General features: G+C 36.1%; 10 protein-coding genes. 5 read left to right on the plus strand and 5 right to left on the minus strand.

The features are described from left to right. Window positions 1-99 precede the first annotated feature (99 nt). The 4 genes from ACTF48_RS10370 to trkA form a co-directional block, all read right to left on the minus strand. Window positions 100-402, minus strand: a complete 303-nt coding sequence (locus ACTF48_RS10370) for a type II toxin-antitoxin system RelE/ParE family toxin (RefSeq protein ID WP_438963087.1) — start codon at window positions 400-402, stop codon at window positions 100-102. Then, the gene (locus tag ACTF48_RS10375) at window positions 402-620 is read right to left on the minus strand and encodes an addiction module protein (RefSeq protein WP_438963088.1); all 219 of its coding nucleotides are present in this window, start codon (window positions 618-620) and stop codon (window positions 402-404) included. Before ACTF48_RS10375 ends, ACTF48_RS10370 begins: the two co-directional genes overlap by 1 nt. 103 nt (window positions 621-723) lie before the next feature. After that, window positions 724-2,220 carry a TrkH family potassium uptake protein gene (locus ACTF48_RS10380; RefSeq protein ID WP_438963089.1) on the minus strand — a complete coding sequence of 499 codons (1,497 nt, stop codon included), beginning with the start codon at window positions 2,218-2,220 and terminating at the stop codon, window positions 724-726. Then, entirely contained in the window at window positions 2,221-3,570 is a 1,350-nt protein-coding gene (gene trkA / locus ACTF48_RS10385) for a Trk system potassium transporter TrkA (protein WP_438963090.1), read from the minus strand. Between the two features lie 155 nt (window positions 3,571-3,725). Between trkA and ubiE the strand changes: the two genes are divergently transcribed. Next, a complete protein-coding gene (gene ubiE / locus ACTF48_RS10390) occupies window positions 3,726-4,457 on the plus strand; it encodes a bifunctional demethylmenaquinone methyltransferase/2-methoxy-6-polyprenyl-1,4-benzoquinol methylase UbiE (protein WP_438963091.1) in 732 nt (243 codons plus the stop codon). A gap of 4 nt (window positions 4,458-4,461) precedes the next feature. Further along, window positions 4,462-5,175, plus strand: a complete 714-nt coding sequence (locus ACTF48_RS10395) for a porin family protein (RefSeq protein ID WP_438963092.1) — start codon at window positions 4,462-4,464, stop codon at window positions 5,173-5,175. Here the strand turns inward: ACTF48_RS10395 and ACTF48_RS10400 are convergent. Continuing rightward, window positions 5,162-5,890, minus strand: a complete 729-nt coding sequence (locus tag ACTF48_RS10400; protein ID WP_438963093.1) for a TrmH family RNA methyltransferase — start codon at window positions 5,888-5,890, stop codon at window positions 5,162-5,164. The two genes, ACTF48_RS10395 and ACTF48_RS10400, sit on opposite strands and share 14 nt — an antisense overlap. Before the next feature lie 27 nt (window positions 5,891-5,917). Here ACTF48_RS10400 and ACTF48_RS10405 point away from each other — a divergent pair, with 27 nt between their 5' ends. The 3 genes from ACTF48_RS10405 (at window position 5,918) to accD (ending at window position 10,611) form a co-directional block, all read left to right on the plus strand. Beyond that, window positions 5,918-8,470: a BamA/TamA family outer membrane protein gene (locus ACTF48_RS10405; RefSeq protein ID WP_438963094.1), complete on the plus strand. Its 2,553-nt coding sequence runs from the start codon at window positions 5,918-5,920 to the stop codon at window positions 8,468-8,470. Window positions 8,471-8,532: 62 nt separating this feature from the next. Further along, entirely contained in the window at window positions 8,533-9,600 is a 1,068-nt protein-coding gene (gene fbaA, locus ACTF48_RS10410; RefSeq protein WP_438963095.1) for a class II fructose-bisphosphate aldolase, read from the plus strand. Window positions 9,601-9,750: 150 nt separating this feature from the next. Further along, window positions 9,751-10,611 carry an acetyl-CoA carboxylase, carboxyltransferase subunit beta gene (accD, locus tag ACTF48_RS10415; protein WP_438963096.1) on the plus strand — a complete coding sequence of 287 codons (861 nt, stop codon included), beginning with the start codon at window positions 9,751-9,753 and terminating at the stop codon, window positions 10,609-10,611. The last annotated feature ends 203 nt before the right edge of the window (window positions 10,612-10,814 follow it).

A 10,814-nucleotide genomic window follows, 5' to 3' on the forward strand; every position in this document is an offset into this window, starting at 1 on the left:
AGCTCTAGCCTGCCTATTAACATTAAAAAGGCACACCACCATTTTCCTAGTACTGGTAATCCAGCAAAATTATCTACTAGCGATCAAGCACCATAACATCTAGACTCTTTTCCTTATTATTTCTGGATTTCTACTCGTGTGTAAAACACCAAATATTATTACTTGATTGAGGTCTTCTTCGACTAAATAGAAAATAGCATAGGGAAAACGAGTTACTAAAGACTGACGCAACTCCTTATATCTAAGTTGATAATGTTCTGGGTATTGCTTGATATAATCAATTTCCCTGTTAACCTCTTGCTTAAAATCTAAAGCTAATTGTGCACTTTTCTCACTATACCATTTTTTAGCCTCCTTTAAATCTTGAAGTGCAACTGGAAGAAGCTTAATTGTATAATCCATTACCAGTCAGACTTTACATCTTCCCAATCTAGAACATTATCTGGATTTTCCTTATAAGCAGTTAAGCGATGATCTAATTCTTTTTTATGAGCTAAGGTAATATCTTCTTGCTCTTCCTTTTCTCTTTTTAAAACACGTTCCAGAGCTGTCATTACTTGCTCTTTATCAATTTTAAAAAGTTCTTGTATAAACTGATATTTACGTGCTTCTAAATCCATGACTTACGGTTTACATTCCTAACAAATATAACTCTTATTCTGTGATTGATTTATGTGATGACTTAATTCTATTAATGGTCAATTTATACAAAAGTGTTACACCTTACCTATTCCTCCAAAAGAAAGGCGTTAATAATATCAAAACAGTAAACAGCTCTAGCCTGCCTATTAACATTAAAAAGGCACACCACCATTTTCCTAGTACTGGTAATCCAGCAAAATTATCTACAGGTGATAAGGAACCGAAAGCTGGCCCTACATTACCTAGTGAACTCAATGCACCACCTATAGCGGTTTCAAAATCTAATCCTAAAGCAGCAAGAACTGTTGCTCCTACAATAAAGGATAGCATATAAAGAATAAAGAACCCAAGAATGTTAAATACAATACCGCTCTGCAATGCCTTACCGTTATACCTTACTGGTAAAATAGCATTAGGATGCAGTGTACGTTTAAACTCCATAACACCATTACGTATTAATATAATGTGACGCATAACTTTTACTCCACCAGAAGTCGATCCAGCACTGCCACCTAAGAAGAACAACCCAAAAAACATAATGGTTAAAAAAGGAGTCCATAAGGTATAGTCAGCACTTACAAATCCTGTGGTGGTTATAATTGCTAGTACTTGAAAACTCGCATGTCGCAAACCACTTTCAAACTCTCCCCATACCATGGGATGATCTATAGTGGATAAACTTACATCTGCTTGAAAATAAATAAGAATTCCTGCAATGAGGCTAAAACCTAGCACAAAACTAGAATACCATTTAAACTCTGTATCTCTAATTATTTTACTGAATCTACCCTTAAAGGCAAAATAACTCAGTACAAAATTAGTTCCAGCAATAAACATAAAAACAATGATGATCCATTGAATCATAGGTGTATCATTCCAATAAGCGACACTTGCGTTTTTAGTAGAAAAGCCTCCTGTAGAAAGTGTACTCAAGGCATGGTTCACAGCATCAAACCAGCCCATACCTGCTATACGTAAAAGCACTGCCTCTATCGCAGTGAAACCTACATAAATTAACCACAACCGTTTTGCAGTATCTGTTATACGAGGATGTAGCTTATCTGCGCTAGGACCTGGAGCCTCTGCAGCAAAGAGTTGCATACCTCCTATCCCTAATAATGGTAAAATAGCAACAGCAAGAACGATAATTCCCATCCCACCGATCCAGTGTGTAAGACTGCGCCAGAAAAGTATTCCCCTAGGCATAGCCTCTATATCATTCATGATACTTGCTCCGGTAGTTGTAAAACCGCTCATGGTTTCAAAAAAAGCATCGGTATAATTAGTAATGGCACCTGTAAAAATGTAAGGCATAGTTCCAGCAAATCCCATAATTAACCACCCTAAGGTCACAATAAGATAACCTTCTTTTTTATTAAGTACTTTAACATGGTTACGTGTTAAAAACATAATAACAGCTCCTAGCAGTACGGCTACACCGCTTGCTGCTAGAATAGCATAACCTTCATTCTCTTGATAAATGGCGCTCACTACAGCACATACCAGCATAAAACCACCGTTGAATAACAACAGTAATCCCATTATGTGAGCAATTATTTTATAATTAAGTTTAGTCATTTATAGAAATAGCTTTTCTACTTTACTAATAGAACGTGGTAAAGAACATACTACTACACGATCTCCTGCTTGCACTTTAAAACTCCCTAAAACTATATTACCTACACCATTACGTATCACTCCACCTACTATGGCGCTACGAGGAACCTCAACATCTTTAATAAATTTATCACAAATAGGACTGCCCGGTTTTACTATGAACTCCAGTAATTCTGCATTCATATTATTAAGCTTAGTCATCGCAACTACATCTCCTTTTCTTATAAATCTAAAAATGTTATTTGCGGCAAGTAGTTTTTTATTAATCAGTGTATCTATTCCTATACTGTGAGAAAGCTGGAAGTAATCCATATTTTCTACTAGTGAAATGGTCTTATTCACACTCTTAGATCTTGCCATTAAACAGGATAAAATATTAGTCTCACTATTTCCCGTTACGGCTATAAAGGCATCCATTTCATGAATACTTTCTTCTTGTAAAAGCTCTACGTTACGACCATCTCCATTTATGACTAGTGTATTAGAAAGCTCATCGGCCAGGTCAAATGCTTTTTCTGCGTCTTGCTCTATTAGTTTTACATTTACACCATTTGCAGATAGGTGTTGAGCTGTTTGTTTCCCTATATTACTACCTCCTAAGATCATGACATTTTTCATGATTTGCTTAGTTTTACCCGTGAGTTTATAGAGCTCAGCTACTCCATCACTTGTGGTAATGAAATAGACTTGATCACCTTCTTTAAACTGTGTATCTCCACGAGGTATTAAAGTATATTGAGTCCCAAAACGCTGTATAGCTATGGGCATAAAATGGATTTCTGGGAAAATCTCACCTGCTTCTTGAACCGTTTTACCCACAAACTGAGCGGTGCGTTGCAAGCTCACACCTACCATGGTGAGCGCACCTTCTTCAAATTCATAACTATCATTAAAAGCACTCTGGTTTAAAAGCAATTCTATTTCTTTACTGGCAAGTGCCTCTGGAGAAATTAATTCATCGATACCAAATTGCTGAAAACCTATTTCATTTTGAAAATCTAAAAATTCAGTGTTAGTAATACGGGCGATAGTACGTTTTGCACCTAGTTGTTTAGCAAGAACACACACCGTAATATTTGTAGTTTCACTACTGGTCACAGAAATCACTAATTCTGCCTCGTGAATATGTGCCTCTTGCAATATCTTAATAGATGTTGCATCACCTCTTAATGCTCTGATATCAAGATGTGTATCTGCATAGTGCAGGTTTTCTTTAACTGGATCTATTAAAGTAATATTTTGCGACTCAAAAGAAAGCAGCTTTGCAAGATGAAATCCTACCTCACCAGCTCCTGCGATAATGATCTTCATAAAAATCTAATCTATGTTTCAAAGATACTGGAAAGCTTTAAATTACAACTATATATGACTGTTTTTAGTGGAGTGTTGTTAATATTTTGCTTTCGCGAAAGCGTAATTACACAAAGCTCATCGCACTACCTTATCTTTGCAATAAATAATAAAAAGTGGCTCAAGAAGTTAAACCGTACAAAGGAGAAGACAGTAGTAAAAAGGAGCAAGTGACTAAAATGTTTGACACTATTAGTGGTGAATATGATGGTCTCAATCGCATGATATCACTAGGACTGGATCAGAAATGGAGGGCAAATGTGGTAGAGATGGTCGCTGCTACAAACCCAGATACAATCATGGATATCGCCACTGGTACTGGAGATCTAGTTATTCAAATGGCTCAAAAAACTAAGGCGTCTAAATTAATAGGGTTAGATATCTCTAGCGGTATGCTAGAAGTAGGAAAGCTTAAAGTAAAAGATGAAGCCCTAGATGATCGCATAGAAATGGTACTGGGAGATTCTGAAAATCTACCTTTTAAAGACGATAGTATAGATGCTGTGACCGTTTCTTATGGTGTGCGTAATTTTGAAAATCTTGAAAAAGGTCTATCTGAGATAAGACGAGTGCTCAAGCCGCAAGGTATTCTGGTAATCCTAGAGACCAGTATCCCATCTAAATTCCCTTTTAAACAAGGTTATTATGTGTTTTCTAAGGTGGTAGTTCCTACCATAGGAAAATTATTTTCAAAGGACAAAACAGCTTATGGCTATCTTCAAAAAAGCGCCAAAGCGTTTCCTTATGGAGAACGTTTCAACAATATTTTAAAGAAAGTAGGGTTTAATGATATACAACACTTTTTACAATTTCAGGGTGCATCTACCATTTACAGAGCAATTAAATAATAATATGAGGTCAATTCTTATACTTTTAAGCCTATTTTTAGGTTTTCAAATAGCGGGCGCACAATACATTAAGGAGAAAATAGCAAATGATGCCACCGGTGGACTAGGTCAGATTGATGAGAAAAGATTCACTTGGGGTTATTACCTAGGGCTTAATTCTTATGACTATAAATTTGACTACGATGAGGTTACTGAAGATATTTTTGTAGAAACTTCTATGGGTTTTAATGTAGGGCTTGTAGGTGATGTAAAGATTAATAACTACATTAATCTAAGGCTAGAACCAGGAATTAGTTTTGTGACTAGAACTTTAAACTTTGAAGATCCATCCTTTACCATGCCTGGTGATTTTCTAAGAGAAGTAACCTCAACTTATATTAACGTTCCATTACTTGTTAAATTCTCAACTAAACGATTAAACAACTGGAAACCTTTTGTAATAGGTGGTGCCTCGTGGTCTCGCAATCTTTCTAGTAAAGAAGAAAGCCCTATAGATAATAGTGAAGGTCAGTTTAGACAGGTGACTAATGTATTCAATTATGAACTTGGTTTTGGGATTGACTTTTACTTGTACTACTTCAAGTTTACTCCTTCTATTAGAGGCGTGTTTGCCATAAATGATGAGCTGGTAAGAGATGCTGATCCTAGCAGCCCATACACCGGTAATATTTCCAGTATGCTATCTAGAGGAATTTTCTTGAATTTTACATTTCAGTAGAACGTTTCCATTCTCCTAGTATTACCGCTGTAGCCATCGCTACATTTAAACTTTCTGTATCTCGCTGTGTTCCATATTGTGGTATGCTTATTTGAGTTCCTAAAGAAATAATTTCTGGTGAGATCCCAGCACTCTCATTACCCATTACAATAATACCACTAGCTGGTAGGTCTATGTCATAAATAGATGTGCCCTGCATAGCTGTGGGAAAAACGGTAAGTGAAGAATCTACTAAGTGTTTTTCTAAATCTACATAATCCACTTGAACTCTTCCTAGTGAAGCCATTGAAGCCTGAACGCATTTAGGATTAAACACATCTACTGTTTCTAGTGAACATAAAATTTGAGATATATGAAACCAGTCGCATAACCTTATTATCGTTCCAAGGTTACCAGGATCTTTCACATCATCTAGAGCTAGAATGAGTCCATCTGTTTTTATTTCTTTTTTTACAGGCATCTCAAATACTGCAAGGTAACCTGGAGGCGTTTTTAAAGTAGAAATACCTGCCATATCTTTTTTAGAAACGATATCTGGAGAGAAAGAATCGAGTGCATGATGACCTTCAGCAACTAGAATTTGTTGACATTTCAAACTAGTTTGAGATAGTTCTTGAATAGACTTATAGCCTTCTACAAGGAAAAGCTGGTGATCATTCCTGTTCTTTTTACGAGAGAGACTTTTGATAAGCTTTAATCTGCTTTTTGTAACCATTTATAATTGTATTTTTGATGACCACTTATGAAGAAAACGAGTCTACTTGCACAAATAGGTTTAATTATCACGCTTATCATAGTGCTTACCTCATGTAATGCTGTAAAACGTGTTCCTAAAGGTAAAAAACTACTGGTAAATAACACCATTAAAGTAGATAGTACTAACCCTAAAGACCCTAGAGTTAATACTCTACTGGTACAACAACCTAATAGCCGTTTATTCACCATTCCATTAGGACTGCATTTTTATAACTTAGCAAGACCTCATAGAGACTCCATCTACCTCAAATGGATACAGGAAAATCCTAAAAAATTAGAACGACGCAATAAATTACTCTCTGAAAAACAAACCATTCAACTGGGCCAAAGCCTGGTAGGTTTTAACCAATGGATCAAGAGAACTGGACAGGAGCCTGCCATCATTGAAGATGAAGATATTGCAAAATCTAAAGAGCGTTTAAGACAGTGGTACTGGAATCAAGGATGGTTTAACACTGAGGTATCTCACAAGATTATCAATAGTAAAAAAGAACAAAGAGCCGAAGTCATTTACTCGGTTAAAAAACATAAAGCTTATAAGGTAGGCAGCATTACATCTCGCATCACATCACCTCTTGTAGACTCCTTATACCGAGCAAACCTTAAAAATCAACTCATCGTAACGGGAGAACAGTATTACACACCAGATTTTAATGCTGAACGCGATCGATTGATGAAACTTTTCCGTAATAATGGTGTTTATTACATGGAAAAGGAGTTTATACAGTTTGAAGGTGATACCGTGAACTCTAATTATAAAGCAAATATTGCCCTACTTATAGGTGATCGAGAAATAAAAGTGGCCGACTCCATCATTGAAAAACCATTTCTCATTCATAAAATCAGTAAAATAAATGTCTATCCAGATTATCAAGAAAGTCTGGTGAACAATGTTCCAGACACTACTCGCTATAAGGATTTAAATATTATAAGGCATGGTAAACTCAAATACCGTAATAACGTACTTGCAGATGCAATTTTCTTTCATGAAGGAGATGTTTATAAAGACATAGACCGTGACCGTACCTTTAATAGGATTACTGAGTTAAATAGTTTTTACACACCATCTATAAGATTAGAACCAGACCCAACAGATCCTACAGGAGTAGGTTTAATTGCAAATATTCTACTAACTTCAAAGAAAAAATTCTTTCTTAAAAACACTGCCGAAACCACTCATAGCAATATTCAAGCACTAGGAATAGGTCTTAACAGCTCACTCCTTATAAGGAACTTATTTAGAGGAAGTGAACTGCTAGACATCAACTTTAGAGGTAGTATAGGTGCTAGTGCCTCAGGAACAACAGGCGACAGTAGGTTTTTTGACCTTCAAGAATATGGAGCTGATGCTCGATTGAGTTTTCCTCGATTATTTTTTCCTGTAAAAACAGAAAAAGTGATCCCTAAACACATGTCTCCTACCACAAACCTGTCCATAGGATTCTTGAGTCAAACTAATATAGGGTTAGATAAAACCAGTTTCAATAGTATATTTAGTTATAGATGGAAGCCTCAACCTAATAACAATAGTAGATTTGATTTAATTAACGCGCAATACGTGCGCAATCTAGATCAAGCAGATTTTTATAACGTTTATAACAGCACCTATAGTAGTCTCAATAATATTGCTACAGAGTTAAACATTAACAACCCCATTTATTTAAACGATAGTAATAACTTAAGTATCCCTTCAGGAACTTCTCTTTTCACCAGAGACGTTTTAAATGGAACCATCACCACTAGTGAATTACAAAGAGAAACAGTACGCAATATTGAAGAACGTAGAGATCGCCTTACTCAAAACAACCTGATCGTATCATCTAGCTACAACTGGGTTAAAAACACTCAAAAAGGACTTTATGATGATGATTATTCCATTTTTAGTGCCCGTATCGAGTCTGCAGGAAACACGCTCGCTGGAATTACATCATTGTTAGGCGAGCCTAAAAATGGTGATGGTAAAAGAACCGCCTTTGGAGTAGAATACACACAATACGTAAAAACAGAACTCGATTTTATAAAGCACTGGCAACTATTTAATAATAATGTGTTTGCCGTTAGAGTTTTTGGTGGAATAGCCATACCCTATGGAAATTCAGAAAATATCCCTTTTGTGAGATCATTCTTTGGTGGTGGACCTAATGATAATCGTGCATGGCAAGCTTATGAGCTAGGACCAGGAAGCACTGGTGGAATTAACGATTTTAACGAGGCAAATATGAAAATTGCTTTTAACGGTGAATACAGGTTCAGCATTGCTGGAAGTTTTAAAGGTGCACTTTTTGTAGATGCTGGAAACATCTGGAACGTACTCGATAATGAAGAAAACCCAGATGCACAATTTAAAGGAATAAGAGACCTCGCCACCATTGCTGTAGGCTCTGGATTTGGAATTAGATACGACTTTGGGTTTTTCGTTTTAAGATTCGACACAGGATTTAAAACTTTTAATCCAGCTCTAAAAGAAGGCCGTAGATGGTTTAAAGAAATTAAAATCCCCAAAGCAGTATTTAATGTAGGTATCAACTACCCATTCTAAATAGGTTTTATATCGAGCCTATATTTTCCTTACTTTTGTAACTTATCTTTTTAAGAAAAACTATGAAACATAATATAAAACCAGGAGTTGCCACAGGTAACCAAGTTCAAGAAATATTTAATCATGCCAAAGCTAATGGCTATGCACTACCTGCGGTAAATGTAGTAGGAACTAACACCGTAAATGCCGTAATGGAAACAGCTGCAGAGTTGAACTCACCAGTGATCATTCAGTACTCTAATGGTGGATCAGTATTTAACGCTGGTAAAGGATTAAATAATGATGGACAGCGCGCCGCTATACTAGGTGGTATCGCTGGTGCAGAACACGTACACAGACTGGCTGAGGCTTATGGCGCAACAGTAATTCTTCATACAGACCACTGTGCTAAAAAACTACTACCTTGGATTGATGGACTTCTAGATGCTAGTGAAACACGCTTTCGCGAAAGCGGGAAATCACTATTCTCATCACACATGATAGACCTTAGTGAAGAACCACTTGAAGAAAATATAGAGATTTGTAAAAGATATCTAGAACGTATGTCTAAAATGGACATGACCCTAGAAATTGAGCTAGGAATAACTGGTGGTGAGGAAGATGGCGTAGATAACAGCGATGTAGATGAGTCTAAACTATACACGCAACCTGAAGAAGTAGCTTATGCTTATGAAGAACTAAAAAAAGTAAGTGACCGTTTTACCATTGCAGCAGCCTTCGGTAATGTACATGGTGTTTATAAGCCTGGTAACGTAAAATTAACTCCTAAAATCTTAAAAAACTCCCAGGAGTTTATCACTCAAAAATATGGAGTTGAACAAAATCATATAGACTTTGTATTCCACGGTGGATCAGGATCTACACTTGAAGAAATAAGAGAAGCCATAGGGTATGGTGTTATTAAAATGAACATTGACACAGATCTTCAGTGGGCATTTGCAAACGGTATCAAAACTTACATGGATGATAATAATGACTTCTTATTATCTCAAATAGGAAATCCTACTGGGGCAGACTCGCCTAATAAAAAATACTATGATCCTCGTAAATGGTTGCGCGTAGGTGAAGAAAGTTTTAAAGCTCGTTTAAAAGCAGCGTTTGAAGACTTAAATAACATTAATACACTGTAATAAGTTTAAGTTTAAGTTTAAGTTTAAGTTTAAGTTTAAGTTTAAGTTTAAGTTTAAGTTTAAGTTCAAAATTACATTGATTACTATTAATTAATTAAAAATCAACCGTTAACTAATAACAGTTAACTAACAACAGACAACTACAATAGCATGGCTTGGTTTAAAAGAGATAAAAAAGGAATTACAACGCCTACTGAGGCAAAAAAAGACACTCCTAAAGGTCTATGGTATAAATCCCCTACGGGTAAAATAGTAGATGCAGAGCAGTTAAAAAACAACTTCTATGTGAGCCCTGAAGATGGTTATCACGTACGTATAGGAAGTAATGAGTATTTTGAAATCCTTTTTGATGATAATAAGTACGAAGAACTCAATGCAAACATGACCTCTAAAGACCCATTAAAATTTGAGGACTCTAAAAAATATGTAGACCGTTTAGAAGATGCTAAAAAGAAATCAGGTCTTACAGATGCCGTTAGAACCGCTGTAGGTAAAAGTGCTGGACATGATCTGGTAGTAGCGTGTATGGATTTTGCCTTTATAGGAGGATCTATGGGAAGTGTGGTAGGAGAAAAAATAGCTCGTGCTGCAGACCATTCTTTAAAAAACAACATTCCATTTATGATCATCTCTAAGTCTGGTGGTGCTCGTATGATGGAAGCCGCATTATCCCTTATGCAACTTGCAAAAACAAGCTCTAAACTAGCCCAACTGGCCGATGCTGGAATACCTTACATATCACTATGTACAGATCCTACCACTGGTGGAACTACAGCATCATTTGCCATGTTAGGAGATATTAACATAGGAGAACCAGGCGCATTAATCGCCTTTGCAGGACCACGTGTCGTAAGAGATACTACTGGTAAAGAATTACCAGAAGGTTTCCAAACAGCAGAGTTCTTGTTAGAAAAAGGATTCCTAGACTTTATCGTTCCGAGACATGAGTTGAAAGAAAAAGTGAATTTGTATTTGAACTTGATATTGAATCGTGAGGTTCCAATCGTTTAAAAACATTTCATTCCATATTAAGAGCCTGTACCTATCAAGCTACTGGCTTTTTTTATAAAAAAACCTGCATTAAAACGTAGATACGATTAAAAGTGTATCTTTGCAGCCGCATTAAAGAACGAGTCTTTAATGTGAAGTCAGAAAACCTGACGTACATAATATTCATTATCAAAATAATTTTGGCATGTATTTATCACCAGAAA

The sequence above is a fragment of the Nonlabens sp. genome (assembly GCF_965660805.1).
Lineage (GTDB): Bacteria > Bacteroidota > Bacteroidia > Flavobacteriales > Flavobacteriaceae > Nonlabens.

Coding starts and splice junctions, on each gene's coding strand:
- ACTF48_RS10370 (WP_438963087.1), bottom strand. CDS start 402: ATGGATTATACAATTAAGCTTCTTCCAGTTGCACTTCAAGATTTAAAG.
- ACTF48_RS10375 (WP_438963088.1), bottom strand. CDS start 620: ATGGATTTAGAAGCACGTAAATATCAGTTTATACAAGAACTTTTTAAA.
- ACTF48_RS10380 (WP_438963089.1), bottom strand. CDS start 2,220: ATGACTAAACTTAATTATAAAATAATTGCTCACATAATGGGATTACTG.
- trkA (WP_438963090.1), bottom strand. CDS start 3,570: ATGAAGATCATTATCGCAGGAGCTGGTGAGGTAGGATTTCATCTTGCA.
- ACTF48_RS10395 (WP_438963092.1), top strand. CDS start 4,462: ATGAGGTCAATTCTTATACTTTTAAGCCTATTTTTAGGTTTTCAAATA.
- ACTF48_RS10400 (WP_438963093.1), bottom strand. CDS start 5,890: ATGGTTACAAAAAGCAGATTAAAGCTTATCAAAAGTCTCTCTCGTAAA.
- ACTF48_RS10405 (WP_438963094.1), top strand. CDS start 5,918: ATGAAGAAAACGAGTCTACTTGCACAAATAGGTTTAATTATCACGCTT.
- fbaA (WP_438963095.1), top strand. CDS start 8,533: ATGAAACATAATATAAAACCAGGAGTTGCCACAGGTAACCAAGTTCAA.
- accD (WP_438963096.1), top strand. CDS start 9,751: ATGGCTTGGTTTAAAAGAGATAAAAAAGGAATTACAACGCCTACTGAG.